Source organism: Citrobacter sp. RHBSTW-00671, from assembly GCF_014103415.1.
Taxonomy (GTDB): Bacteria; Pseudomonadota; Gammaproteobacteria; order Enterobacterales; family Enterobacteriaceae; genus Citrobacter.
Map to the genome: position 1 here is coordinate 2,536,111 of NZ_JABXPR010000001.1, position 26,817 is coordinate 2,562,927.

20 protein-coding genes are annotated in these 26,817 nt (G+C 51.8%); 17 read left to right on the plus strand and 3 right to left on the minus strand.

The genetic code is table 11. The features are described from left to right. Positions 1 to 172: 172 nt before the first annotated feature. The 7 genes from flhD to HV261_RS12135 all read left to right on the plus strand — a co-directional run bounded on the left by flhD (position 173) and on the right by HV261_RS12135 (position 9,435). On the plus strand, positions 173 to 514 hold the full coding sequence (flhD, locus tag HV261_RS12105; protein WP_040232414.1) for a flagellar transcriptional regulator FlhD: 342 nt from the start codon (positions 173 to 175) through the stop codon (positions 512 to 514). Between the two features lie 2 nt (positions 515 to 516). Then, entirely contained in the window at positions 517 to 1,095 is a 579-nt protein-coding gene (gene flhC, locus HV261_RS12110) for a flagellar transcriptional regulator FlhC (RefSeq protein WP_005127694.1), read from the plus strand. A 124-nt stretch (positions 1,096 to 1,219) separates the two neighbouring features. After that, positions 1,220 to 2,107 (plus strand): flagellar motor stator protein MotA, encoded by an 888-nt coding sequence (motA, locus tag HV261_RS12115; protein ID WP_032939611.1) that lies wholly within the window; start codon positions 1,220 to 1,222, stop codon positions 2,105 to 2,107. Beyond that, positions 2,104 to 3,033, plus strand: a complete 930-nt coding sequence (motB, locus tag HV261_RS12120; protein WP_005127690.1) for a flagellar motor protein MotB — start codon at positions 2,104 to 2,106, stop codon at positions 3,031 to 3,033. Before motA ends, motB begins: the two co-directional genes overlap by 4 nt. A gap of 4 nt (positions 3,034 to 3,037) precedes the next feature. Beyond that, positions 3,038 to 5,083, plus strand: coding sequence for a chemotaxis protein CheA (gene cheA, locus HV261_RS12125; RefSeq protein ID WP_202038378.1), 2,046 nt, complete (start codon positions 3,038 to 3,040; stop codon positions 5,081 to 5,083). A gap of 21 nt (positions 5,084 to 5,104) precedes the next feature. Then, the gene (gene cheW, locus HV261_RS12130; RefSeq protein ID WP_003839146.1) at positions 5,105 to 5,608 is read left to right on the plus strand and encodes a chemotaxis protein CheW; all 504 of its coding nucleotides are present in this window, start codon (positions 5,105 to 5,107) and stop codon (positions 5,606 to 5,608) included. Between the two features lie 353 nt (positions 5,609 to 5,961). Beyond that, positions 5,962 to 9,435: an autotransporter outer membrane beta-barrel domain-containing protein gene (locus tag HV261_RS12135; RefSeq protein WP_202038379.1), complete on the plus strand. Its 3,474-nt coding sequence runs from the start codon at positions 5,962 to 5,964 to the stop codon at positions 9,433 to 9,435. A gap of 110 nt (positions 9,436 to 9,545) precedes the next feature. Here the strand turns inward: HV261_RS12135 and HV261_RS12140 are convergent, their stop codons facing one another. Beyond that, positions 9,546 to 10,817 (minus strand): dicarboxylate/amino acid:cation symporter, encoded by a 1,272-nt coding sequence (locus HV261_RS12140; RefSeq protein ID WP_137381552.1) that lies wholly within the window; start codon positions 10,815 to 10,817, stop codon positions 9,546 to 9,548. Between the two features lie 406 nt (positions 10,818 to 11,223). Between HV261_RS12140 and tar the strand changes: the two genes are divergently transcribed. From tar to bglB, 10 genes are all read left to right on the plus strand, one after another. Then, the gene (tar, locus tag HV261_RS12145) at positions 11,224 to 12,885 is read left to right on the plus strand and encodes a methyl-accepting chemotaxis protein II (RefSeq protein WP_048211352.1); all 1,662 of its coding nucleotides are present in this window, start codon (positions 11,224 to 11,226) and stop codon (positions 12,883 to 12,885) included. 43 nt (positions 12,886 to 12,928) lie between these two features. Further along, on the plus strand, positions 12,929 to 14,530 hold the full coding sequence (tap, locus tag HV261_RS12150) for a methyl-accepting chemotaxis protein IV (protein ID WP_202038380.1): 1,602 nt from the start codon (positions 12,929 to 12,931) through the stop codon (positions 14,528 to 14,530). A gap of 19 nt (positions 14,531 to 14,549) precedes the next feature. After that, positions 14,550 to 15,416, plus strand: coding sequence for a protein-glutamate O-methyltransferase CheR (cheR, locus tag HV261_RS12155; RefSeq protein WP_202038381.1), 867 nt, complete (start codon positions 14,550 to 14,552; stop codon positions 15,414 to 15,416). Beyond that, positions 15,413 to 16,462, plus strand: coding sequence for a protein-glutamate methylesterase/protein glutamine deamidase (cheB, locus tag HV261_RS12160; protein WP_202038382.1), 1,050 nt, complete (start codon positions 15,413 to 15,415; stop codon positions 16,460 to 16,462). Before cheR ends, cheB begins: the two co-directional genes overlap by 4 nt. A 17-nt stretch (positions 16,463 to 16,479) precedes the next feature. Beyond that, positions 16,480 to 16,869: a chemotaxis response regulator CheY gene (cheY, locus tag HV261_RS12165; RefSeq protein ID WP_005127682.1), complete on the plus strand. Its 390-nt coding sequence runs from the start codon at positions 16,480 to 16,482 to the stop codon at positions 16,867 to 16,869. A gap of 10 nt (positions 16,870 to 16,879) precedes the next feature. Beyond that, positions 16,880 to 17,524: a protein phosphatase CheZ gene (gene cheZ / locus HV261_RS12170; protein WP_040232409.1), complete on the plus strand. Its 645-nt coding sequence runs from the start codon at positions 16,880 to 16,882 to the stop codon at positions 17,522 to 17,524. A gap of 168 nt (positions 17,525 to 17,692) precedes the next feature. Next, positions 17,693 to 18,844 (plus strand): flagellar biosynthesis protein FlhB, encoded by a 1,152-nt coding sequence (gene flhB / locus HV261_RS12175; protein WP_202038383.1) that lies wholly within the window; start codon positions 17,693 to 17,695, stop codon positions 18,842 to 18,844. Next, positions 18,837 to 20,915: a flagellar biosynthesis protein FlhA gene (flhA, locus tag HV261_RS12180; RefSeq protein ID WP_202038384.1), complete on the plus strand. Its 2,079-nt coding sequence runs from the start codon at positions 18,837 to 18,839 to the stop codon at positions 20,913 to 20,915. Before flhB ends, flhA begins: the two co-directional genes overlap by 8 nt. Continuing rightward, complete coding sequence (flhE, locus tag HV261_RS12185) at positions 20,915 to 21,307, plus strand: flagellar protein FlhE (protein ID WP_202038385.1); 393 nt, start codon at positions 20,915 to 20,917, stop codon at positions 21,305 to 21,307. Before flhA ends, flhE begins: the two co-directional genes overlap by 1 nt. 328 nt (positions 21,308 to 21,635) lie before the next feature. Next, complete coding sequence (gene bglB / locus HV261_RS12190) at positions 21,636 to 22,775, plus strand: beta-galactosidase BglB (RefSeq protein ID WP_202039690.1); 1,140 nt, start codon at positions 21,636 to 21,638, stop codon at positions 22,773 to 22,775. Here bglB and mrdA2 read toward each other — a convergent pair. Both mrdA2 and argS read right to left on the minus strand, forming a co-directional pair. Next, the gene (mrdA2, locus tag HV261_RS12195) at positions 22,747 to 24,684 is read right to left on the minus strand and encodes a peptidoglycan DD-transpeptidase MrdA2 (protein WP_202038386.1); all 1,938 of its coding nucleotides are present in this window, start codon (positions 24,682 to 24,684) and stop codon (positions 22,747 to 22,749) included. The two genes, bglB and mrdA2, sit on opposite strands and share 29 nt — an antisense overlap. Positions 24,685 to 24,942: 258 nt before the next feature. Further along, complete coding sequence (gene argS / locus HV261_RS12200) at positions 24,943 to 26,676, minus strand: arginine--tRNA ligase (protein WP_202038387.1); 1,734 nt, start codon at positions 26,674 to 26,676, stop codon at positions 24,943 to 24,945. Between the last annotated feature and the right edge of the window lie 141 nt (positions 26,677 to 26,817).

A 26,817-nucleotide genomic window follows, 5' to 3' on the forward strand; every position in this document is an offset into this window, starting at 1 on the left:
GAGCTTGTAAGGGACGCGGCATTCTAAGAAAGGAATGTTTAGACAACGCGTAAGCACCATCACGTTGCTATGTATTTGACCTTTTGCTTTTTTTTTACCGGGCCTTCCCGGCGACATCACGGGGTGCGGTTCTGCCGCATGAAAATAATGTTGGTTATTATGGATGCAAATAATGCATACATCCGAGTTGCTGAAACACATTTATGACATCAATTTGTCGTATTTATTGCTAGCACAGCGTTTGATCGTTCAGGACAAAGCGTCTGCAATGTTCCGCTTGGGTATCAGCGAGGAGATGGCGGATACATTGGCAACATTAACACTTCCTCAAATGGTCAAATTGGCTGAAACCAATCAACTGGTATGCCATTTCCGTTTCGACGATCATCAGACTGTAACGCGTTTGACGCAAGATTCCCGCGTTGACGATCTTCAGCAAATTCATACCGGTATTATGCTTTCAACACGCCTGCTTAACGACATCGATGACGCAGCGCGTAAGAAAAGGGCTTGATGATGAGCGAAAAAAGCATTGTTCAGGAAGCGCGTGATATCCAGTTAGCGATGGAATTAATCACATTGGGCGCCCGTTTGCAAATGCTGGAAAGCGAAACGCAATTAAGCCGTGGCCGACTCATCAAGCTGTACAAAGAATTACGCGGTAGTCCTCCGCCAAAAGGGATGCTTCCGTTTTCCACCGACTGGTTTATGACGTGGGAACAAAATATTCATGCATCGATGTTTTGTAATGCATGGCAATTTCTGCTTAAAACCGGTTTGTGCAGCGGCGTGGATGCCGTGATTAAAGCGTATCGGTTATACCTTGAGCAGTGCCCGCAGCCAGAAGAAGGGCCATTGTTGGCGCTTACTCGTGCGTGGACCCTGGTCCGTTTTGTTGACAGTGGTTTGCTTGAATTGTCCGCCTGTAACTGCTGCGGCGGAAATTTTATTACCCACGCGCACCAACCCGCAGGCAGCTTTGCCTGCAGTTTATGTCAGCCGCCATCGCGAGCCGTAAAAAGACGTAAACTTTCCCAGAATGCTGCCGATATTATTCCACAACTGCTGGATGAACAGATCGAACAGGCTGTTTAACTGAAACGGTGTGGATAAACACTCCAGCAGCGGTAAGCGATTACCGCTGCTTTTTTTTGTCCTGACCGTGAGTTAACTGCCCGACTGCGCATCCTGTCATAGTCAATTGCGAAAGGATGATGTCGTGCTTATCTTATTAGGTTACCTGGTTGTTATTGGTACAGTTTTCGGCGGTTACATGATGACCGGCGGACACCTTGGGGCACTCTATCAACCGGCTGAGCTGGTGATTATCGGTGGCGCGGGTATTGGGGCATTCATCGTCGGCAATAACGGGAAAGCCATCAAAGGGACGATGAAAGCGATCCCGATGCTTTTTCGTCGTTCAAAATACACCAAAGCGATGTATATGGATCTGCTGGCGCTGCTGTATCGCCTGATGGCCAAGTCACGTCAGCAGGGCATGTTCTCGCTGGAACGCGATATCGAAAATCCAAAAGAGAGTGAAATTTTCGCCAGCTATCCGCGTATTCTTGCGGATGCGGTGATGCTTGATTTTATTGTCGATTATCTGCGTTTGATTATCAGCGGCAATATGAACACGTTTGAAATTGAAGCGCTGATGGACGAAGAAATTGAGACGCATGAAAGTGAGGCCGAAGTTCCGGCTAACAGTCTGGCAATGGTGGGTGATTCATTACCGGCGTTCGGCATTGTGGCGGCGGTCATGGGGGTTGTCCATGCGCTGGCTTCTGCCGATCGTCCGGCGGCTGAGCTGGGTTCGCTGATTGCACATGCCATGGTAGGGACATTCCTCGGTATTTTACTGGCCTATGGATTTATTTCCCCACTCGCCAGCGTCCTGCGACAGAAAAGCGCTGAAACAACCAAGATGATGCAGTGCGTGAAGATAACTCTGCTCTCCAATCTGAATGGCTACGCGCCACCGATTGCGGTCGAGTTTGGTCGTAAGACGCTGTATTCCAGCGAGCGTCCTTCGTTTATCGAACTGGAAGAGCATGTTCGTGCGGTGAGGAATCCAGCAGCGCAGCAGACGACCGAGGACGCATGAAAAATCAGGCCCATCCCATTATCGTCGTAAAGCGACGCAAACATAAAAATCACGGTGGTGGGGCGCATGGTTCGTGGAAAATTGCCTACGCCGATTTTATGACCGCGATGATGGCCTTCTTTCTGGTGATGTGGCTTATTTCCATCTCCAGCCCTAAAGAACTGATTCAAATTGCCGAATATTTCCGTACTCCGCTGGCCACTGCGGTGACGGGCGGAAATCGGATCTCGAACAGCCAAAGCCCAATTCCTGGTGGGGGTGATGATTACACCCAGCAGCAGGGGGAAGTGAACAAGCAGCCCAACATAGATGATCTGAGAAAGCGCATGGAGCAAAGCCGCCTGAGCAAGCTACGTGGCGATCTCGATCAGCTGATTGAATCCGATCCTAAGCTGCGTGCACTACGCCCACATCTGAAAATTGATTTGGTCCAGGAAGGGCTGCGGATACAGATTATCGACAGTCAGAACCGCCCGATGTTTAAAACCGGAAGCGCAGAGGTTGAACCTTACATGCGTGATATTTTGCGGGCGATTGCGCCGGTGCTGAACGGGATCCCAAACCGTATCAGTCTTTCTGGTCACACGGATGATTATCCCTATGCCAACGGCGAGAAGGGATATAGCAACTGGGAACTGTCTGCCGACCGCGCCAATGCATCGCGTCGCGAGCTGGTCAGCGGCGGACTGGATGATGGAAAAGTATTACGGGTGGTAGGTATGGCCGCCACGATGCGTCTGAGCGATCGCGGTCCCGAGGACGCCATCAACCGCCGTATAAGCCTGCTGGTTCTGAATAAGCAGGCCGAAGAGGCCATTTTGCATGAAAACGCTGAAAGCCAGAATGAGCCGGTAAGTGTCTTACAACAGCCAGTGGCGCTGCCGCCGGCAAGCGTTCCCACATCGCCACCAGCCAATCCGAGGTGATAGCGTGAGCATGGATATTAGCGATTTTTATCAGACATTTTTTGATGAAGCTGACGAACTGTTGGCTGACATGGAGCAACACCTGCTGGATTTGGTGCCTGAAGCCCCGGACTCCGAACAGCTGAATGCCATTTTTCGTGCAGCGCACTCGATTAAAGGCGGGGCGGGCACTTTCGGCTTTACCATTTTGCAGGAAACGACCCATCTGATGGAAAACCTGCTGGATGAAGCGCGGCGTGGCGAGATGCAGCTCAATGCCGACATTATCAACCTGTTTTTGGAAACGAAAGATATTATGCAGGAACAGCTCGACGCCTATAAAAACTCAGAGGAGCCGGATGCCGCCAGCTTTGAGTACATTTGTAATGCGTTACGACAGTTAGCGCTCGAAGCAAAAGGTGAAACCGCGCCCGCGGTGGTCAATAGCGCCAAACTAAGCGTTGTTGATAGCACGGCGATACCAGACGAGGTGGTTGCACAAGCCGCCCCTGTCGCTGAAGAGATCAAAAAGCGCATCATTCTCTCGCGTCTGAAAGCCAGTGAAGTCGATTTACTGGAAGAGGAACTGGGGAATCTTGCGACCTTAAGCGATGTGGTTAAAGGTGCCGATACGCTGTCGGCAACGATCGACGGTAGCCTCGCTGAAGATGACATTATTGCTGTGCTCTGTTTCGTCATCGAAGCGGATCAGATTGAGTTCGAAACCATCACTGCCGCGCCGACTGCTGCAGAAACGCCAGCCGTCGCCGATGTTGTCGAACCACAGCCGCTGCCGGTTGCTGCACCTGCGCCGGTGGCCAAAGCAACCGCCAACGAAGCGCCGCATGGACGAGCAGAGCGTGAGAAACCTGCCCGTGCCAGCGAATCAACCAGTATCCGCGTGGCGGTTGAGAAGGTCGATCAGCTGATTAACCTGGTGGGTGAACTGGTCATCACACAGTCAATGCTGGCTCAGCGTTCGAACGAACTGGATCCGGTAAATCATGGCGATCTCATCACCAGCATGGGGCAGTTACAACGTAACGCCCGCGATTTGCAGGAATCGGTGATGTCGATTCGTATGATGCCGATGGAATATGTTTTTAGCCGCTTCCCGCGTCTGGTGCGCGATCTGGCGGGTAAATTGGGTAAACAGGTTGAACTAACCCAGGTCGGTAGCTCCACCGAACTGGATAAGAGTCTGATCGAACGCATTATCGATCCGTTGACGCACCTGGTGCGTAACAGCCTCGATCACGGTATTGAACTGCCGGAAAAACGCATCGAATCCGGGAAAAGTCCGATTGGTAATCTAACACTCTCTGCCGAACACCAGGGCGGGAATATTTGTATCGAAGTGACCGACGATGGCGCGGGTCTGAATCGCGAACGTATCCTGGCGAAGGCTATTTCCCAGGGGATGCCAATCCACGAAAACATGAGCGATGACGAAGTCGGCATGCTGATCTTCGCCCCGGGATTCTCGACCGCCGAGCAGGTGACGGATGTTTCCGGGCGTGGTGTCGGTATGGACGTGGTGAAGCGAAATATCCAGGAGATGGGCGGGCACGTTGAGATCCAGTCGAAACAGGGCCAGGGCACAACCATCCGTATCTTGCTGCCGCTGACGCTGGCTATCCTTGATGGCATGTCCGTTCGTGTAGCCGATGAAGTGTTTATCCTGCCGTTAAATGCGGTGATGGAATCTCTGCAACCTCGGGAAGAAGATCTCCATCCGCTGGCCGGGGGAGAGCGCGTTCTGGAAGTGCGTGGTGAGTATTTACCGCTGGTTGAGTTGTGGAAAGTCTTTGAAGTTGAAGGTGCAAAAACCGAAGCAACTCAGGGTATTGTCGTGATTTTACAAAGTGCAGGGCGTCGCTACGCGTTGCTGGTCGATCAGTTAATTGGTCAACATCAGGTGGTGGTAAAAAACCTGGAAAGCAACTACCGCAAAGTGCCAGGCATTTCCGCAGCAACGATCCTCGGCGACGGTAGCGTCGCGCTGATTGTCGATGTCTCTGCATTGCAGGGGTTAAACCGCGAACAACGTGTGGCAATCACAGCCGCCTGATTGAGTAAGAAAGGGAAGAATATGACCGGTATGAGTAATGTAACTAAACTGGCCGGCGAACCGTCAGGTCAGGAATTCCTCGTGTTTACGCTGGGGGATGAAGAGTACGGTATCGATATCCTGAAAGTGCAGGAAATCCGCGGCTACGATCAAGTTACGCGTATTGCCAATACGCCTGCCTTTATTAAAGGTGTGACTAACCTGCGCGGCGTGATTGTGCCAATTGTTGATCTGCGGGTGAAATTTAGCCAGAGTGATGTGGATTACAACGAAAACACCGTGGTGATTGTGCTGAATCTGGGTCAACGGGTGGTTGGGATTGTGGTGGATGGCGTATCTGACGTGCTGTCGCTGACGACCGATCAAATCCGACCTGCACCGGAATTCGCGGTTACGCTGTCAACGGAATATCTGACGGGACTGGGCGCGTTGGGAGACCGGATGCTGATTCTGGTTAATATTGAGAAATTGCTGAACAGCGAAGAGATGGCGCTATTGGATATCGCGGCTTCGCATATGGCATAAAAGTAGTCAATATTATCATTCTTTGTAATATTTAGCTGGCAGTTATTAAACGCCCTCCGCAATATGGAGGGCGTTTTGCTTTTAATTTTGGGTATAGGGAGATTAAGTAATAATAGTTTTTTTTGATTTTAATTTTGAATGTTTATTGTTATTTCATTCACTTGGCTTATTTGTATTTTTTCTTTGATTAAAACTGGCGAATCTTTATAGTATCTGTCGCTTGTTGGTACATATAATATAATCTACAAGTGCAATATATAAATAATTTATCATTTGAAATGGTTTATATTGATCATGGGTATATAATGAAGTTGTGCCTTCTGATTTTTCTATTGGCGTAGAGGGAACTAAATATGAATGCTATATATAATATAGTCTGGAGTATGGCGCGTAATATGTTTGTGGTTGCTGGTGAGTTTTCCCGCGGTAATAATGGAATGCGTAATAGCATCAAGGTAACAGGCCTCGCAACATTAATCTGTACTGCGGCTGTCAATGCTGCAGAGTTAGGTCCACAAAGTGGTGCATCGATCATTTTGAGTGATAATGATGTCGTTACGGCTAGCGGGCAAACAAATACCACGGGGGTTGAGAGCATCACTACCGGTGGTGATGGCTTGCAGATTCAAGGAAAAACAATTATCAACGTATCGGGTGAAACCCTGTCTACCGGTATTTCACTGGATAATGGCACCCAAAATGATTTAGGCACGAATACCGAAATCCATGTCACCGATACGGATGGCACACAAAATTCAAGTAAAAATACCAGCGGAATTTTGATTTCAGGTAATAACCCGGGTACAGAAGTAACAGCATCCGGTATTAATATCGATGTTTCGGGTAAAAATAATGTTTATGGATTTAAAAATACAGGCAAAGACAGTAACGTCGATCTGGGTAGTGGAAGCTCTATTACAGCCACCACTGAAACGGATTATAGTATTGGTGGGATAGGTGATGCCCGCGGTGTCTATTTATTAGACGGGAGTGGTACTTTCACCATGGATAATGGATATATCCATTCGACGAGTAAAGACAACTCCGCATGGGGGATTCAAAGTACTGGTAATGCAAAAATAGATTTAGGTGCAAACAGTCATATTATTACCGAAGGGAATAATATGACGAAAGGTATTGAGTTGGGTGATGATGGAATGCTAGATGCCGACCAACTTACCCTCACTGCTACCGGGCTTGCCGAGTGGTCATCCGTCTCGGGTGTGATATTACACGCTAACAGTCATGCTGACTTAGGCGACAATAGCACCGTTATTCTTAATGGTAGCGGCGATCTTTCAGAAGGCGTTGCTGTCAAGGGGGCGAATAGTTCCTTCCAGGCTAATGCCCTGACCCTTCAGGTGAGCACCGACGGGAATTCAATGGGTACAGGTCGGGGGATTGCTATTGATGGTGCCGGTACGAGCGTGGATTTAGGCACGGGCTCCTCCATCTCGATGGACGGGTTTGCATACGGCGCTGGGGTATCGATAAATGGTGCTGCAACAGGGGCTGAATTTACTGCGGATAACCTGACAGTTGATGTTACAGGGCAATTCACGAATGCCATCATGATGGATGCCGGTTTTGCCGATTTGGGGAAAAATAGCACCATTAGTGCGACAGGCGAAAGTACAACCCTCTGGGTGACGGGGGGAGAATTCCAGGCGGAAGAGCTGACAGTCAACACCGCTCAGTCTGTGGGCATCATTGCCCAGGGTGGCGATGTGAAGATTGGTTCCGGTAGCGTTGTTGACGGCAGAAGTACGGCTATTTCAGGCTCTGCGACCAACGGTATCGCTGCGACTTCTGGCAGTACACTTGATTTTAAAGGGGATACCGACAATCGGAATGCTATTTACGCTATCGATGGTTATGGCGTTTCAGCGCAATACAGCGGTGCTGTTATTAATGTCGCCAATACTGACATTATTATGAGTGGCGATAACAGTTCCTATGGTTTATGGGCAATAGGCAGCAATGACCTCAATCAGCCAGGAATAATCAATGGTGAAAATCTGACCATTGATATGACGGCGAGTGGAGAAAATGGCTACGGTGTGGTGGTACAGCAAGGCGGGTCAATATCGCTGACCGGTGATACTACAATTAAAACTCAGGATGGGGTCGCTATTCTTGTGCCGGTTGTTGCAAGAAATCTCTTACCCGGCGGTACCGTGACAGGCTCTGGTGTCATGGATATTACAGGCGATATCATTAGCGCAGGTGAGGGTAGCATTTCACTGGATATGGCGTCTGACTCACAGTTTGTGGGGGCGACGTTTGTTAACACCGATCCGACGGTAGACTCTTCACTGAATATCTCGCTGGCTGAACAGACACGCTGGACAATTACCGATGATTCTTCTTTAACCCAATTAAATAATGCCGGAGATATTGTATTTGAGATTCCTTCACAGAACGACCAATTCAAAACGCTGACGATTAATGGGGATTATAACGGCGATAACGGTAATCTTTATCTGAACACGCAACTGGGGGATGACACTTCACCGACGGATAAAGTGATTATTACCGGTGATACTTCCGGCAGCACAACGCTCTATATCAACAACGTCGGGGGTAGCGGGGCGTTAACGACAAATGGCATTGAAGTGGTTGATGTCGGCGGTCAGTCTGATGGCGTTTTTACTCAGGGTAATCAGGTGCAGACGGGTTTGTATGAATACCGATTGTATGAAGACGGTGGTGACTGGTATCTGCGCTCGCAGGCCGTTCCGCCAGTAGATCCTGATGACGGCGACGATGTTACGCCGGTAAACCCGGATGACGGCGGTGATGTTACGCCGGTAGACCCGGACGATGGTGGTGATGTTACGCCGGTAGATCCGGATGACGGCGGTGATGTTACGCCGGTAGATCCGCAGTACCGGGCAGATATTGGCGCTTATCTGGGCAACCAGTGGATGGCGCGTAATCTGCAAATGCAGACCCTTTATGACCGCGAAGGGAGTCAATTACGTACCGATGACGGCAGTATGTGGATGCGCTTTAAAGCAGGTGAAGCGTCGTCAACCGCTGCAGACGGTCATGTGGATATTGACAACAACTATTCTCAGCTCCAGATCGGTGGCGATATACTGAGCTGGGATGATAGCGTGCAGAGCCTGAAAGCAGGGCTGATGGTGAGTTATATCAACGCCGATACGGACAGCACCGGTAACCGAGGGGCGGATGGGAGCCAGTTCTCTGCCAGTGGTAACGTAGCCGGTTACAATCTTGGGGCTTATGCCACCTGGTTTGCGGATGCGAAGGACCATAGCGGACTGTATGTGGATAGCTGGTACCAGTATGGGCTGTACAATAACAGCGTCGATAACGGTGATGTCGGGTCAACGGATTATGATTCAACTGCCAGCGCGGTCTCTGTGGAAACGGGTTATCGGTACGACATCGGACTTGAGAACCTGAATACTGTCAGCCTGACGCCGCAGGCTCAGGTGACATGGCAGCAATATAAAGCGGACGCGGTTGTGCAGAATGGAACGCGTATTGACGGACAAAACGGTGACAGTTGGACCACGCGCCTCGGACTGCGGGTAGATGGCAAGCTGCACAAGAATACCACGTCGGTGATCCAGCCGTTTGCGGAGGTGAACTGGTTACACACCAGTGATGATGTTGCCGTAGCATTTGATGGTGCTGAGGTGAAGCAGGATCTTCCGGCAGATCGCGCCGAAGTGAAAGTGGGTATCCAGGCGAATCTGAATAGCCAGTGGAGTATCACTGGACAAGTGGCGGGTCAAAAAGGACGTAATGACTATGGCGATCTCAGCGGTAGTTTGCTCGTACGCTACAGCTGGTAATTGATGTAAATTATCATCCAGCTGTTGTTGAAATACCCCAGTCTATGGCTGGGGTAATCTTTGTTGATGTGCTGCTCTTGTTTACTTAGCTCGCTCTTGTCTTAAAAAAGTTAAGCCTTAATTTGCTCTGTGACGTTTTCTGAAGACTCGCTTTCTTCCAGTAAACCTTCATCCTGTGCCAGCATCGCCGTTGCAATCCCGTTACCCAATACGTTGATCGCTGAGCGCCCCATATCGAGGAAATGGTCGATACCCATCAGTAACAAAATTCCTGCAACCGGAATATTAAAGCTTGGGATGGTTGCCGCCAGCACCACCAGCGCAGAACGCGGCACACCGGCAATCCCTTTGGACGCCAGCATCAGGGTCAACATCAGCACGGTAATTTCCGCGAAGGAGAGGTGAATATTATAGGCCTGTGCGATAAACATGGAGGCGAACGAGCAGTAGACCATGGAACCCACCAGGTTAAATGAATAACCGATAGGCAGTACAAATGACACAATATTGGGCGAGCAACCAAATTTGGTTAATTGCTCCAGCGTTTTCGGATAAGCGGCTTCGGAGCTACTGGTGGTGAAGGCGACCAGAACCGGGTCTTTCAGCATGCTGACCAGGCGGAACACCTCTTTTTTCAGCATCACATAACCCACGGCCAGCAGGACCAGACAGGTCAGCAAAATGGCTACATAATAACCACCAATGAATGACGCGTAGTTGAGCAGGATCCCCAGACCCTGGGTGGAGATAACGGAAGAGATGGCGGCAAAAATAGCCAGCGGCGCAACATACATCACGTAGCCGGTCACCTTCAGCATAATGTGGGAGACTACATCCAGCGCGGCAACCAGCGGGGCGTTAAATTTTTCGCCGAGCGAAGCACCACCGATTCCGAAGAACATCGAGAACACGACGATTTGCAGGATCTCATTATTCGCCATCGCTTCGGCGATGCTGGTAGGAATGGTATGCGTCAGAAAACCTTTCAGGCTCATACCACCGACGGCAAGGCCGGTATCAGTGGCTTCCAGCGGGATCGCCAGGTTCAGGCCGCTGCCGGGTTGTTCGAGAGAGACCACAAACAGACCGACCAGAATAGACAGAATAGAAGAGCTGATAAACCAGATCATCGCTTTGCCGCCCACGCGCCCGATAGTTGAGGTTTCGCCCAGGCGCATAATACCCACGGTCAGGGTACTGAATACTAAAGGCGCAATCACCATCTTAATCAGGCGCAAAAAGATGTCGGTCAGCAGCGTAATATTATCGGCCCAGGCGGTAACGACGCCGGGGGAGGCATAAGAGTGGATCACCGCACCCGACAGGATCCCCGCCAGCATGAAGATCACAATAAACAACGTGAGTTTGTTTGCATTTGCCACTAAAAAGCCCTCAGTAAGGATGTAACATTTATTGTTCGGTTACTCATTTTTTATACTTATTAAGTGGTAACGAAGTATTCATCATATAAATTGGATTAAAGCGTAAGCAGATACAACTTTTTTTAATTTTTTATCCATTTTGTTGTGGTATTTGATGAGTGATTATGTGATCGGTGTCACGCGAAAAAGGGGCAGGGAATACAAATAGCGGCAAAATCAGGTGAGTTGAAAATGTTATTTTCATGATAATTATGATGTTTTTATGTAAATGCGTTGTGGTTTCTGTGCCCCCGGTTTTCCCTCCGCCCACCGGCCTTGCTTTCCTGATGGATTTCCTTTTTGCAAACGTAAAGTTATCTCAGTGCATGCCGATAATGTTGATAACTCGTTTTCAGGAAGGTGCCTTATGTTTAACCGTATCCGCGTTGTCACAATGCTGATGATGGTGCTGGGGGTTTTCGCACTGCTACAGCTTGTTTCCGGTGGTCTGTTGTTCTCTTCATTGCAGCAGAATCAGCAAAGTTTTGTTATTTCTAACGATCTTCGACAGCAGCAAAGCGAACTCACCTCAACATGGGATCTGATGCTGCAAACACGCATCAATTTGAGTCGTTCCTCTGCGCGCATGATGATGGATGCGTCCAACCAGCAAAGCAGCGCGAAAAATGATCTGCTGAAGAATGCGAAAGCGTCGTTGGCGCAAGCCGAAGCGCATTACGCTAATTTCAAAAAAATCACGCCGTTGCCTGATATGACGGATGCCAGCGGTAACGTCGATGAAAAATATCAGCAGTACCATGCGGCCCTGGTGGAGCTCGTCCAGTTCCTTGAAAACGGCAACATGGATGCTTATTTCGCACAGCCAACTCAGGGCATGCAAAATGCCCTCGGCGCCGCGTTAGGTAAATATGCCGATGTTAGCGAGAAACTCTACCGCCAGGCCTTTGATCAAAGCGCAAGCGATTACCATTTTGCCCAATGGCAACTTGGCATTCTGGCTGTCGTGCTGGTATTGATTCTGGTGGTGGTGTGGTATGGCATTCGTCATGCCTTGCTAAACCCTTTATCTCGCGTCATTGCGCATATCCGTGAAATTGCCAGCGGTAACTTAACCGCAACTCTGGCGGTCAGCGGTCGTAATGAAATTGGCGAGCTGGCCAGCACGGTCGATCATATGCAACGTTCGCTAACCGAAACGGTAACCCTGGTGCGCGAAGGTTCGGATGCGATTTATTCCGGTACCAGTGAAATTGCCAGCGGTAACACCGATCTTTCATCCCGTACTGAACAACAGGCTTCCGCGCTGGAAGAAACAGCAGCCAGCATGGAACAGCTGACGGCTACCGTGAAGCAAAATGCGGACAATGCGCGTCAGGCTTCTCAACTGGCGAAAAGCGCCTCCGATACCGCGCAACATGGCGGCAAAGTGGTCGATAGCGTGGTGAATACCATGCACGAAATCGCCGATAGTTCGAAGAAAATTGCCGACATTATTAGCGTCATTGATGGCATTGCATTCCAGACAAACATTCTTGCGCTGAATGCGGCGGTAGAAGCTGCGCGTGCCGGTGAACAAGGCCGTGGTTTTGCCGTCGTTGCCGGTGAAGTGCGTAACCTGGCGAGCCGCAGTGCGCAGGCAGCAAAAGAGATTAAAGCGCTAATTGAAGATTCTGTATCGCGGGTTGATACCGGTTCTGTATTGGTAGAAAGCGCCGGGGAAACCATGCATGACATCGTTAATGCGGTCACGCGTGTGACCGACATCATGGGGGAAATCGCCTCGGCATCCGATGAACAAAGTCGAGGGATAGATCAGGTTGCGCTCGCTGTGTCTGAAATGGACCGGGTTACGCAACAGAACGCCTCGCTGGTGCAGGAGTCGGCCGCTGCCGCTGCCGCACTTGAGGAGCAGGCCAGTCGCCTGACCCAGTCGGTGTCGACATTCCGCCTCGCATCACGTCCTTCATCATCAAAGACGCGAGATACACGACTACCTGCAACAGCAACTCCGGCGTCACAACCGCGCCAGCTAGCCACCGAACAAGATACGCATTGGGAAACATTTTGACTGACAGTTAAACCGCGGCCTGCGCCGCCTGATGGGAGCGTTGATGTTTAATCGTATTCGAATTTCGACCACGCTGTTTTTGATTTTAATCCTCTGCGGTGTTTTGCAGATTGGCAGTAATGGCTTGTCCTTCTGGGCATTTCGGGATGGTTTTCAGAACCTGAACCAGGTCGAACAGAGTAATCAGCAACGCGCTGCGCTGGCGCAAACCCGCGCTGTGTTATTACAGGCCAGTACTGCACTTAATAAAGCAGGCACGCTGACAGCTCTGAGCTATCCGCCAGAGGATATCAAAGCGCTGATGACGATTGCACAGGACAGCCTGACCCAGTCCGAATCGATATTTAAACGCTTTATGGCGACGACGCAGACGGCAGAAGAGGGGAAGGCGCTGCAAAGCGCAACCGAGAAAAGTTTCAGTCAATGGCATAGCGACCTGGTTCATCAGGCAACCTGGCTGGAAAATAATCAGCTGTCAGATTTTTTGACTGCCCCGGTGCAGGCTTCACAGGATGCCTTTGATGCAAACTTTACGGCGTGGCAGAACAACATTAACCAGGTATTGCAAAAAGCAGAGGACCACAGCCAGCGTAGTTACCATATGTCCGGGGTGATTTTCGCCACCATGCTGGTACTGGCGGCGCTACTAACGACCGCAGCGCTGTACTGGTCGCGCAAAATGATTGTGCAGCCGCTGGCTATCATCGGTAGCCATTTCGACAGCATTGCGGCGGGTAATCTGGCGCGACCGATAGCGGTATATGGCCGTAATGAGATTTCAGCCATTTTTGCCAGCCTGCAAGCGATGCAACAGGCACTGCGTGAGACGGTCAGCGAGGTACGCCAGGGGAGCTCGGCAATGCATACCGGGATCTCGGAAATCGCGATGGGTAATAACGACCTGTCCTCACGAACTGAACAGCAGGCGGCATCGCTGGCGCAAACGGCAGCCAGTATGGAACAGCTTACCGCCACCGTGGGGCAAAACGCGGATAACGCACGACAAGCCTCAGGCATTGCCAAAAGTGCAGCCGATACAGCGCATAAAGGAGGGGAACAGACGGCTAAGGTTGCCAGCACTATGCATGAGATTTCTGCCAGCTCGCAGAAGATAGGTGACATCACCAGTGTGATTGACAGCATCGCTTTCCAGACCAACATCCTGGCGTTAAACGCTGCGGTAGAAGCGGCCCGTGCCGGTGAGCAGGGGCGGGGTTTCGCCGTGGTCGCCGGAGAGGTCCGCAATCTGGCAAGCCGTAGCGCGCAGGCAGCGAAAGAAATTAAAGGGCTGATCGAAGAGTCCGTCACCCGCGTTCACCAGGGATCGCAACTGGTGGATATGGCGGCGCGCACGATGACAGAGATTGTTAGCTCGGTTACCCGGGTTAACGACATCATGGGGGAGATTGCCTCGGCCTCCGATGAACAACGCAGAGGCATTGAGCAGGTGGCGCAAGCCGTCAGCCAGATGGATTCTGTCACACAGCAGAACGCCGGGCTGGTGGAAGAAGCGGCAGCCGCCACTGAGCAGTTAGCTACCCAGGCAGATAATCTTTCCGCCTGTGTTGCGTTTTTTAAGCTTGAAGAGCAAACCGTAACACAACAAGAATTGGCGCAGCCGCAGGTTGTGCCCGTTGTATCCTGAATGTGATTGAGAAGGCGCTATGACATCATCTCTGCCCTCCGGGCAAACGTCATTATTGTTACAGATGACACAGCGCCTCGCGCTGTCTGACGCGCATTTTCGTCGGATATGTCAATTAATCTACCAGCGCGCGGGGATCGTGCTGGCCGACCACAAGCGGGACATGGTCTATAACCGCCTGGTTCGCCGGTTGCGTACCCTGGGACTGGATGATTTTGGTCGCTATCTCAGCATGCTGGAAGCCAACCAGAGCAGTGCTGAATGGCAGGCTTTTATTAACTCCCTGACCACCAACCTGACCGCTTTTTTTCGCAAAGGGCATCACTTTCCGGTGCTGTCTGACCACGCCCGTCGACACAGCGGTGAATATCGCGTCTGGAGCGCGGCAGCGTCTACCGGAGAAGAACCTTACAGTATTGCGATTACGCTGGCCGATACCCTGGGTATGGCGCCGGGTCGCTGGCGTGTTTTTGCCAGCGACATTGATACTGAGGTGTTGGAAAAGGCCAGAAGCGGTATTTACCGTCTTGACGAGCTAAAGACGTTGTCGCCACAACAGCTGCAACGTTATTTCATGCGCGGTACCGGGCCTCATGAAGGGCTGGTACGCGTACGGCAGGAACTGGCAAGCCATGTTGAATTTTCCAGCGTGAATTTACTGGACAAAAAATACAACGTGCCAGGCCCGTTCGACGCCATATTCTGTCGTAACGTCATGATCTATTTTGACAAAACGACTCAGCAGGACATTTTGCACCGTTTTGTTCCACTCCTTAAACCTGACGGACTGCTGTTTGCCGGTCATTCAGAAAACTTTAGCAACCTCGTGCGCGAGTTTAGCCTGCGCGGGCAGACGGTGTATGCGCTAGGTAAGGATAAAGCATGAGTAAAATCAGGGTATTGTCGGTTGATGATTCTGCATTGATGCGTCAAATCATGACCGAGATTATTAACAGCCACAGCGATATGGAGATGGTTGCCACAGCGCCTGATCCTTTGGTTGCACGGGATCTCATCAAAAAATTTAATCCCGACGTTCTGACGCTGGATGTTGAAATGCCGCGCATGGACGGCCTCGATTTTCTTGAAAAGCTGATGCGTCTGCGTCCGATGCCCGTAGTGATGGTCTCTTCACTGACTGGCAAAGGTTCTGAGGTCACGCTGCGGGCCCTGGAACTGGGGGCGATTGACTTTGTCACCAAGCCTCAGTTGGGGATCCGCGAAGGAATGCTGGCGTATAGCGAGATGATTGCGGAGAAAATCCGCACTGCATCGCGTGCAAAACTGGCTGCCCACAAACCCACGTCAGCGCCAGCGACCTTGAAGGCGGGGCCGCTACTCAGTTCGGAAAAACTGCTGGTCATCGGCGCATCAACCGGAGGAACAGAGGCAATTCGTCATGTACTCCAGCCATTGCCGCTTTCAAGTCCCGGTATTCTTATTACCCAGCATATGCCGCCAGGATTTACCCGTTCGTTCGCCGAACGTCTGAACAAACTGTGTCAGATAACCGTGAAAGAGGCAGAAGACGGAGAACGTGTGCTCCCAGGGCATGCGTATATCGCTCCTGGCGACAAGCATATGGAACTGGCGCGTAGCGGGGCGAACTATCAGATCAAAATTCATGATGGCCCGCCGGTTAACCGGCATCGGCCTTCAGTGGATGTGCTGTTCCATTCGGTGGCGAAACATGCGGGGCGCAATGCCGTCGGGGTGATCCTGACCGGTATGGGCAACGATGGGGCCGCCGGAATGTTAGCGATGAACCAGGCTGGCGCCTGGACCATTGCGCAAAACGAAGCAAGTTGTGTGGTGTTCGGCATGCCGCGCGAGGCCATCAATATGGGTGGCGTAAGCGAAGTGGTCGATCTTAGCCAGGTAAGCCAGCAAATGCTGGCGAAAATCAGTGCCGGACAGGCAATACGTATTTGAATCAGGAGTTTATTTTTATGGCGGATAAAGAGCTTAGGTTTTTGGTTGTGGATGACTTTTCCACCATGCGTCGCATTGTGCGTAACCTGCTGAAGGAACTGGGATTTAACAACGTTGAAGAAGCTGAAGATGGTGTGGACGCGTTGAACAAACTGCAGGCAGGGGGATTCGGATTTGTGATTTCCGACTGGAACATGCCTAACATGGACGGTCTTGAACTGCTGAAAACCATTCGTGCAGACGGCAGTATGTCTGCCCTGCCGGTGCTGATGGTGACGGCAGAAGCGAAGAAAGAAAACATTATCGCGGCAGCGCAGGCGGGTGCCAGTGGTTATGTTGTAAAACCGTTCACCGCGGCGACGCTGGAAGAAAAACTCAATAAGATCTTTGAGAAACTGGGCATGTGAGGATGTGATGATGATGCAACCACAAATTAAACCTGTTGACGAACACTCGGCAGGGGACATCATTGCGCGCATCGGTAGTTTGACCCGAATGCTGCGCGACAGCCTGCGTGAACTGGGGCTGGATCAGGCCATTGCCGAAGCGGCGGAAGCCATTCCCGATGCGCGCGATCGCCTGGACTACGTTGTACAAATGACTGCACAGGCGGCAGAGCGTGCGCTGAACAGCGTAGAAGCTTCACAGCCGCACCAGGATGCCATGGAAAAAGGGGCAAAAGACCTGACCAAACGCTGGGATGAATGGTTCGAAAATCCGATTGAACTGTCCGATGCCCGTGAACTGGTCACTGATACCCGCCAGTTCCTTGGTGATGTCCCCGGTCATACCAGCTTTACCAATGCCCAATTACTGGACATCATGATGGCGCAGGATTTCCAGGATCTCACCGGTCAGGTTATCAAGCGCATGATGGATGTTATTCAGGAGATTGAGCGTCAACTGCTGATGGTGCTGCTGGAAAACATTCCGGAGCAGGGCGCCCGACCAAAACGCGAGAACGAAAGTTTGCTGAATGGTCCGCAGGTTGACACCTCTAAAGCCGGCGTAGTGGCAAGCCAGGATCAGGTCGACGACCTGCTGGATAGCCTCGGTTTCTGATGTGTATTTGCCGGATGCGGAAGGAAACTTCTCATCCGGCTTACATGTTATTCATCGGCAATTGGCGTTAAAGCCATAAATCCCGTCTTTTTTACCGCTTACTCTCCCCATTGTTGCATGGCTGTTCTGGCATCATTCACGCCTATATCTCTATCCAGGGTCTGATGCGTGGCAGAAGAAAGCGACGACGACAAAACAGAAGCCCCCACACCCCACCGACTTGAAAAAGCACGGGAAGAAGGGCAGATACCCCGATCCAAGGAGCTAACCTCACTGCTTATTTTGCTGGTGGGCGTGTGCATTATCTGGATTGGTGGGGAGTCGCTCGCCCGTAGGTTAGCAGGCATGCTGTCAACCGGATTACGCTTTGACCACAGTATGGTCAATGACCCTAACCTGATCCTGAGTCAAATCATTCTGTTGATTAAAGACGCCATGATTGCGTTGTTGCCGCTGATTACCGGGGTTGTGCTGGTGGCATTGATCTCCCCGGTGATGCTTGGCGGCTTGATCTTCAGCGGTAAATCGCTGCAACCCAAATTCTCAAAGCTGAATCCGTTACCGGGTATTAAGCGTATGTTCTCGGCGCAAACCGGGGCGGAACTGCTCAAAGCCATATTGAAATCCACGTTGGTGGGTAGCGTGGCGGGCTTCTACCTCTGGCATAACTGGCCGGAGATGATGCGCCTGATGGCCGAATCCCCGATTACGGCGATGGGTAATGCGCTGGATTTAGTCGGTATGTGCGCATTACTGGTGGTGCTTGGCGTCATTCCGATGGTGGGGTTTGACGTCTTTTTCCAGATTTATAGCCACGTAAAAAAACTGCGGATGTCGCGTCAGGATATCCGTGACGAATTTAAACAAAGCGAAGGTGACCCGCACGTTAAGGGCAAAATTCGCCAGATGCAGCGTGCGGCCGCACAGCGCCGCATGATGGCAGATGTGCCGAAGGCGGATGTTATTGTGACCAACCCTACGCACTATTCGGTTGCCTTGCAGTACGACGAAAACAAAATGAGCGCGCCACAAGTTGTGGCGAAAGGGGCCGGGCTGGTGGCATTGCGTATTCGAGAGATCGGCGCGGAGCACCGTGTCCCAACGTTAGAAGCTCCGCCGCTGGCGCGTGCGTTATATCGCCATGCTGAGATCGGTCAGCAAATACCTGGCCAATTGTATGCCGCCGTTGCCGAAGTGTTGGCATGGGTATGGCAGCTAAAACGCTGGCGTCTGGCTGGCGGCACGCCGCCACCACAACCTGGAAACCTTCCGGTGCCTGAAGCACTGGATTTTATGAACGAGAAGAATACTGATGGCTAATCTGGTCGCGATGCTGCGTCTGCCCGGCAACCTGAAATCCACGCAATGGCAAATTCTTGCCGGGCCGATCCTCATTCTGCTGATCCTGTCGATGATGGTGCTGCCGCTTCCGGCCTTCATCCTCGATTTACTGTTCACCTTTAACATTGCGCTGTCGATCATGGTGCTGTTGGTGGCGATGTTCACCCAGCGCACGCTTGAATTCGCCGCATTCCCAACGATTCTGCTGTTCACCACCTTGTTGCGCCTGGCACTGAACGTTGCGTCAACGCGTATCATATTGATGGAAGGACATACCGGCGCCGCGGCGGCAGGTAAAGTGGTGGAAGCCTTTGGTCACTTCCTGGTTGGCGGTAACTTTGCCATCGGTATCGTGGTCTTCGTCATTCTCGTCATCATCAACTTTATGGTTATCACCAAAGGTGCGGGACGTATCGCGGAAGTGGGTGCGCGCTTCGTGCTGGACGGGATGCCGGGTAAACAGATGGCGATTGACGCCGATCTGAATGCGGGATTGATTGGTGAAGATGAGGCCAAAAAACGCCGTTCTGAAGTGACACAGGAAGCCGATTTTTACGGCTCCATGGACGGTGCGAGTAAATTTGTTCGTGGGGATGCCATCGCCGGTATTCTGATCATGGTCATCAACGTGGTGGGCGGCTTGCTGGTTGGGGTGTTGCAGCACGGTATGAGTATGGGCAGCGCGGCAGAAAGCTATACCCTGCTGACCATTGGTGACGGGCTGGTAGCACAGATCCCTGCGCTGGTAATCTCAACGGCGGCGGGGGTTATCGTAACCCGCGTGAGTACCGATCAGGACGTGGGTGAACAGATGGTCACCCAGTTGTTCAGCAACCCAAGAGTCATGCTGCTTAGTGCGGCGGTCCTCGGTTTACTGGGGCTGGTACCGGGAATGCCAAACCTGGTGTTTCTGATGTTTACCGCGGCATTGCTGGGGCTGGCCTGGTGGATGCGCGGGCGCGAGCAAAAAGCACCTGAAGAAGCTCAGCCGGTGAAAATGCCGGAAAACAACTCGGTGGTAGAAGCTACGTGGAGTGATGTACAGCTGGAAGACACGCTGGGAATGGAGGTTGGGTATCGCCTGATTCCGATGGTGGATTTCCAACAGGACGGCGAATTGCTGGGGCGTATTCGCAGCATTCGTAAGAAATTTGCCCAGGATATGGGGTTCCTGCCGCCAGTGGTACACATTCGCGACAATATGGATCTGCAACCTGCCCGCTATCGTATTCTGATGAAAGGCGTCGAGATTGGGAGTGGTGATGCTTACCCTGGGCGCTGGCTGGCTATCAACCCGGGTACCGCGGCCGGATCGCTACCAGGGGAGAAAACGGTTGATCCTGCTTTTGGCCTGGATGCTATTTGGATCGAAAGCGCGCTAAAAGAGCAGGCGCAAATTCAGGGCTTCACCGTTGTTGAAGCCAGTACGGTGGTTGCCACACATCTGAACCATCTGATTGGCCAGTTTGCCGCAGAGCTGTTTGGTCGCCAGGAGGCGCAACAGCTGTTGGATCGTGTTTCACAAGAAATGCCAAAACTGACAGAAGATCTGGTACCGGGTGTGGTCACGCTGACCACACTGCACAAAGTGCTGCAGAACCTGCTGGATGAAAAAGTCCCTATTCGTGATATGCGCACCATTCTTGAAACGTTGGCGGAACATGCCCCGTTACAGAATGATCCGCATGAACTTACTGCAGTGGTGCGTGTGGCGCTTGGACGGGCGATTACTCAGCAGTGGTTCCCGGGTAACGAGGAAGTTCAGGTTATCGGACTCGACACGCCGCTTGAGCGCCTGTTGTTACAGGCGTTACAGGGCGGTGGGGGCCTTGAGCCTGGTCTGGCAGACCGGTTGCTGGCGCAGACGCAGGAAGCACTGTCGCGTCAGGAAATGTTGGGTGCGCCGCCGGTATTGCTGGTGAATCATGCGCTGCGACCTCTCCTGGCGCGCTTTTTACGCCGCAGTATTCCGCAGTTGGTGGTGTTGTCGAATATGGAGCTTTCCGATAACCGCCACATCCGTATGACCGCGACCATTGGAGGTAAATAATGCGTAAATTTCTTTGGCTGTTGCTTTTTCCACTGGCGGTACAGGCCGCCGGGGAAGGGACATGGCAGGCAAGCGGTATGGGGATTACCTTAAATTATCGAGGGGAGTCGGCCTCATCTTCGCCTTTGGTTCCCAGCCAGCCTGTTTCCGGCCTGATGACGCTGGTCGCCTGGCGCTATGAATTAAATGGGCCTACGCCTGCGGGGTTACGTGTGCGCTTATGCTCTCAATCCCGTTGTGTCGAACTGGATGGACAAAGCGGTACCACCACTGGCTTTAATAGTGTCCCTGCGATTGAACCCATGCATTTCGTCTGGGAAGTGCCTGGTGGAGGTCGCCTGATCCCTGCCTTGCAGGTTCAGAGCAATCAGGTGATTGTGAACTACCGTTAATTCCCTTCTTTACGTCGGCCAGCAGGCGAAACTGCTGGCTACCTCGCAGTTCTGCTCGACCACCCCCGATTAAAAAGAAACGCTGTTTTATAAAATCAGTGACCTGTGTTTTCGGACTCTTTGTGCTATTGCCATTTCGCAAAAACCCCTGGCAGAAACAAAAAGGTTTCCCCTGCGGTTAGCTTTTACTGTGACCCGGTAATGATGCCCCATGTTTACGCATCACTTTAGGGTAACAACACAGGGTTATCCGAATCGTAATAAACCTGCCGCGCCGAAACTGGAACAGGGCGCAGCATTGAATTCGACACTGACAGAGGTTAAGGAAATGATTGTTTACCCGGTTAAACACAGCCCATTGTTGCGTCAACCAGAACATTTTATTGCCAGGGATGAATTAAAAACGCTCATTAAAAAGGTGACGCATAACCTGGTCAATATTCATGATGAAACGGGCGAGTTCTTGCTGCGACTGGATGACGGACGTGTTATTGATACCAAAGGCTGGGCCGGATGGGAGTGGACTCACGGCGTCGGCCTGTACGGAATGTATCAGTATTATCAGCAAACCGGTGATGAGACGATGCGCGACATTATCGATAGCTGGTTTGCCGAACGCTTTGCCGAGGGGGCGACGACCAAAAACGTCAACACGATGGCCCCGTTTTTAACGCTGGCATATCGCTATGAAGAAACGCGTAATCCGGCGTATCTGCCCTGGCTTGATGCCTGGGCTGAGTGGGCCATGCATCAGATGCCCCGCACCGAGTTTGGCGGTATGCAGCACATCACGCTGGCAGAAGAAAATCATCAACAGATGTGGGATGACACGCTGATGATGACGGTGCTGCCTCTGGCAAAAATTGGCACGTTGCTCAATCGTCCTGAGTATATCGAAGAGGCCACGTATCAGTTTCTGCTGCATGTACAAAATCTGATGGATAAGGAAACGGGGCTGTGGTTCCACGGCTGGAGCTATGTGGGGCGGCATAACTTCGCGAACGCCCGCTGGGCGCGAGGTAATAGTTGGCTTACGATGGTTATCCCGGACTTCCTTGAACTTATCGATTTGCCGGCAAACAGCGCCGTGCATCGTTATCTGGTGCAGGTTCTCAATGCGCAAATTGCAGCCCTGGCGGAATGTCAGGATGAGAGCGGATTGTGGCACACCTTACTGGACGATCCTCAGTCGTATCTGGAAGCCTCCGCAACGGCTGGATTCGCTTACGGTATTCTCAAAGCGGTGCGTAAACGCTATGTCGGTCAGGAATATGCGGGGGTGGCGGAGAAAGCTATCAGAGGTATTGTGCAACACATTTCCCCGGAAGGGGAGTTGCTACAAACCTCATTTGGCACCGGCATGGGGCACAATCTCGATTTCTACCACAACATCCCTCTCACCTCTATGCCTTACGGGCAGGCCATGGCCATGCTGTGCCTCACCGAATACTTGCGTAAGTACTATTAATTGTGTTGTCCGCTGATGCCGTGTTGACCGGGCCAGGTTGTTCTGCGGCATCGGGTTGCCCGGTGTTGTCCTGCGGCGCAAACAGATGATCCATGATTTGGCGCATGACCGGCGCGGCGGTAACCCCGTCGCTGCCGCCGTTTTCCAGAATCAATGCGATAGCGACTTTTGGATTCTTGTACGGCGCAAATGCGGTATAGAACACGTGGTCGCGCAGTCGGATGGGGATCATCTTCGCATTGTAAGTCTGGTTTTCTTTCAGGCTAAAGACTTGTGATGTTCCGCTTTTGGCCGCGATGCCATAAGGTGCCGTATGGAAAAATTTATACCCGGTACCGTTAGGTGCATTCGCCATGCCGAACATGGCCTGGCGTACCAGGCTCCAGTACGGTGATGAGGCTGAGGCTATTTGCGCGGGTGCCTCCGGTGCCTGATAGCGGGTGATTGCTTTGCCGCTCTCTTCATCCTGTAGCAGGTGAGGGGCAATAACTTTCCCGTTGTTAATCAGTGCGACCATCGCTTTTACCATCTGAATTGGCGTGGCAATCCAGTAGCCCTGGCCGATGCCGACCGAAATGGTGTCTCCCTGGTACCAGGCTTTTTTATGCACCCGTTGTTTCCAGTCGCGGCTTGGCAGCAGACCGTTGTATTCTTCATCAAGATCGATACCGGTAGGTTTGCCGTAGCCAAACTGGCTAAGCATGCTGTTAATACGGTCGATCCCCATCATGTACGCCACCTGATAGAAGAACGTATCCGCGGATTCTTCAATCGCTTTGGTCACATCCAGCATGCCGTGTCCTGTTTTTTTCCAGTCGCGGTAATGCCGTTCGGTGCCGGGGAGTGTCCATGTCGGGGCGCCAAAGAAGCTGGTTTGTGGGGTGATCACCCCGTTTAATAAGGCTGACATCGCCATGTACGGTTTTACCGTTGAGGCAGGAGGATATAACCCCTGGGTGACGCGGTTAATTAATGGCAGGTCTTTATCCTGCAACAGCGTGTTGTAATCCTGGTAGCTGATGCCTTTTACAAACGGGTTCGGATCGTAGCTGGGGTTTGAGACCATTGCCAGCACGGAGCCATCGTGGGGATCTTCCACCAGCACCGCGGCGCGTTGTCCCACCAGCAGGCTTTCAATGTATTCCTGTAAGTGTAAATCCAGCGTCAGATGGATATCTTTGCCGGCGACAGGGGGGACGTCTTTAATCAAACGTACAATACGCCCGTGATTATCAACTTCCACTTCCTGATAACCCGTTTTACCGTGCAGGTCATTCTCGTAGTAGTGCTCAATACCCTGTTTACCGATGTTGTGATCGGCGGCGTAGTTCTCTGCCAGCCCTTTTTTATCCAGTGCTTTCAGATCGCTATCGTTGATTTTTGATACGTAACCAAGTACATGTGCCAGCTCCGCCCCATAAGGATACTGGCGATCTTCGTAGCTATTGATGGTCACGCCGCTGAAATGGAACTGGTTCACAGAGAAACGGGCAATTTCTACATCGGTCAGCGCATTTTTAAGTACTACCGGGCGATAGCGGCTGCTGGCCTTCAGTTCATGGCGAAACTGGTCAATATCATCTGGCGTGAGGTCAACAATCGGCGTGAGTTGCTTCAGCAGGGCGTCCATATCGCTGATTTTATAAGGCGTAACAGAAATGTCGTACCAGGTGACATTTTGTACTAGTGGAATGCCGTTGCGATCGTAAATGATACCGCGCGTTGGGGCGACGGGCAGCATTTTGATGTCGTTTGCATCCGATCGGGTGGTGTAATACTGGTGTTGACGGATTTGTAAGTTGTAGAGGTTATAAATCAGGATGCCAAAACAGATGACGACCAGGCCAAAGGCCACCATTACACGTCGCTGGAAAAGTTTTTCTTCCGCCTCAAAATCTCTGAATGTCATTGACCCGTACCCGATTAATTCGCCGCCTCATGATACGGAGGCGTAAACGGGATGACAGGCAAAAAATGTTCCATCCCTCAACGGAAATGTGTCATTCCTTGTGAGTTGTTACAAATTGATGCTATTAGTAGGCCGGATAAGGCGTTTACGCCGCCATCCGGCAAGGTGCGTCTGACCGCCTGATGGAGCTTCACTGGGCAGGTAAGGCCATAATAAAAAGCCCGCGACAGGCGCGGGCTTTAGTATCAATCTGGACGATTACATGCGTTCTACGGTTTCGATACCCAGCGTATCCAGACCCAGTTTCAGCGTTTTCGCCGTCAATTGCGCCAGTTTCAGACGGCTGTTACGAATCTCTTCGTTTTCAGCGCTGAGGATCGGGCAGTGTTCGTAGAAGCCAGAGAACAGGCCGGCAACGTCGTACAGATAAGCGCACATCACGTGCGGCGTACCTTCACGTGCTACAACGGCCAGCGTTTCTTCGAACTGCAGCAGGCGGGCGGCCAACTGAGCTTCGCGATCTTCGCTGATAATAACCTGCGCGCTGGCCAGCGCGTTTTCGTCGATATCCGCTTTACGGAACACGGACAGTACGCGGGTGTATGCATACTGCATATACGGTGCCGTATTGCCTTCGAACGCCAGCATGTTGTCCCAGTCGAAGATATAGTCGGTGGTACGGTTTTTCGACAGATCCGCATATTTCACCGCACCGATACCAACGGCATTCGCCAGTTTTTCCAGCTCATCAGCAGGCATGTCCGGGTTCTTCTCCGCCACCAGACGACGCGCACGTTCCAGTGCTTCATCCAGCAGGTCGGCCAGTTTTACGGTACCGCCAGCGCGAGTTTTGAACGGCTTACCGTCTTTACCCAGCATCATGCCGAACATATGGTGTTCCAGCGGTACGGAGTCCGGCACATAACCGGCTTTACGCACGATAGTCCATGCCTGCATTAAATGCTGATGCTGACGGGAGTCGATGTAATAGAGGACGCGGTCGGCGTGCAGCGTTTCGTAACGATACTTCGCACAGGCGATATCGGTCGTGGTGTAGAGATAGCCGCCATCTTTCTTCTGAATGATGACGCCCATTGGTTCACCTTCCTTGTTTTTATACTCATCAAGGAATACAACGGTAGCGCCTTCGCTCTCAACAGCCAGACCTTTGGCTTTCAGATCAGCAACAATGCCCGGTAGCATCGGGTTGTACAGGCTTTCGCCCATCACGTCGTCACGGGTTAGCGTCACGTTCAGACGGTCATAGGTTAACTGGTTCTGCGACATCGTGATGTCGACGAGCTTGCGCCACATCTCGCGGAAGTATTCGTCGCCGCCCTGCAGTTTCACCACATAGCTACGAGCGCGCTCGGCGAAGGCTTCATCTTCGTCGTAGTGTTTTTTCGCATCGCGGTAGAAACCTTCCAGGTCTGCCAGCGCCATTTCTCCGGCATTTTCCTGCTGCTGTTTTTCCAGCCATGCGATCAGCATACCGAACTGAGTACCCCAGTCGCCGACGTGGTTGGCGCGGATCACCTTATGGCCGAGAAACTCCAGCGTACGTACCGCGGCGTCACCGATGATGGTGGAACGCAGGTGACCCACGTGCATCTCTTTCGCCACGTTAGGTGCGGAGTAGTCAACAACAACCGTTTGTTTAGCCGGTTGAGTAACGCCCAGACGATCGGAGGTCAGCGCCTGCTGAACGTGCTGCGCGAGGAATGCCGGATCGAGAAAAATGTTGATAAAGCCTGGGCCTGCAATTTCAACTTTGCTGGCAATCCCGTTGAGATCCAGATGAGTCAGCACCTGCTCTGCCAGTTGTCGCGGCGCCATACCCAGTTTTTTAGCAACTGCCATCATGCCGTTGGCCTGATAGTCGCCGAACTGTACTTTTGCTGACTGACGAACCTGCGGTTCGCAATCTGCAGGTGCGCCTGCAGCAATCATGGCCTGACTAACTTTTTCTGAGAGAAGAGCCTGAATATTCACCGGAATACCTTACATTTATGAAGCGGGACAAAATTCACCGCGCCAGTTTAAGAATTTAGGGCGGGAGTATACTGCAAATGCCCGTTGCCGTCAGCATTGCGAGTACGGCGCACAGCCTAAAATACAGACACTGTTATTACG

What these genes read in the sequence shown, in the direction of transcription:
- cheZ (WP_040232409.1), top strand. Translation starts at nt 16,880, where the DNA reads ATGATGCAACCACAAATTAAACCTGTTGACGAACACTCGGCAGGGGAC.
- tap (WP_202038380.1), top strand. Translation starts at nt 12,929, where the DNA reads ATGTTTAATCGTATTCGAATTTCGACCACGCTGTTTTTGATTTTAATC.
- flhD (WP_040232414.1), top strand. Translation starts at nt 173, where the DNA reads ATGCATACATCCGAGTTGCTGAAACACATTTATGACATCAATTTGTCG.
- flhE (WP_202038385.1), top strand. Translation starts at nt 20,915, where the DNA reads ATGCGTAAATTTCTTTGGCTGTTGCTTTTTCCACTGGCGGTACAGGCC.
- bglB (WP_202039690.1), top strand. Translation starts at nt 21,636, where the DNA reads ATGATTGTTTACCCGGTTAAACACAGCCCATTGTTGCGTCAACCAGAA.
- flhA (WP_202038384.1), top strand. Translation starts at nt 18,837, where the DNA reads ATGGCTAATCTGGTCGCGATGCTGCGTCTGCCCGGCAACCTGAAATCC.
- flhC (WP_005127694.1), top strand. Translation starts at nt 517, where the DNA reads ATGAGCGAAAAAAGCATTGTTCAGGAAGCGCGTGATATCCAGTTAGCG.
- cheB (WP_202038382.1), top strand. Translation starts at nt 15,413, where the DNA reads ATGAGTAAAATCAGGGTATTGTCGGTTGATGATTCTGCATTGATGCGT.
- cheR (WP_202038381.1), top strand. Translation starts at nt 14,550, where the DNA reads ATGACATCATCTCTGCCCTCCGGGCAAACGTCATTATTGTTACAGATG.
- tar (WP_048211352.1), top strand. Translation starts at nt 11,224, where the DNA reads ATGTTTAACCGTATCCGCGTTGTCACAATGCTGATGATGGTGCTGGGG.
- HV261_RS12135 (WP_202038379.1), top strand. Translation starts at nt 5,962, where the DNA reads ATGAATGCTATATATAATATAGTCTGGAGTATGGCGCGTAATATGTTT.
- cheY (WP_005127682.1), top strand. Translation starts at nt 16,480, where the DNA reads ATGGCGGATAAAGAGCTTAGGTTTTTGGTTGTGGATGACTTTTCCACC.
- mrdA2 (WP_202038386.1), bottom strand. Translation starts at nt 24,684, where the DNA reads ATGACATTCAGAGATTTTGAGGCGGAAGAAAAACTTTTCCAGCGACGT.
- cheW (WP_003839146.1), top strand. Translation starts at nt 5,105, where the DNA reads ATGACCGGTATGAGTAATGTAACTAAACTGGCCGGCGAACCGTCAGGT.
- motB (WP_005127690.1), top strand. Translation starts at nt 2,104, where the DNA reads ATGAAAAATCAGGCCCATCCCATTATCGTCGTAAAGCGACGCAAACAT.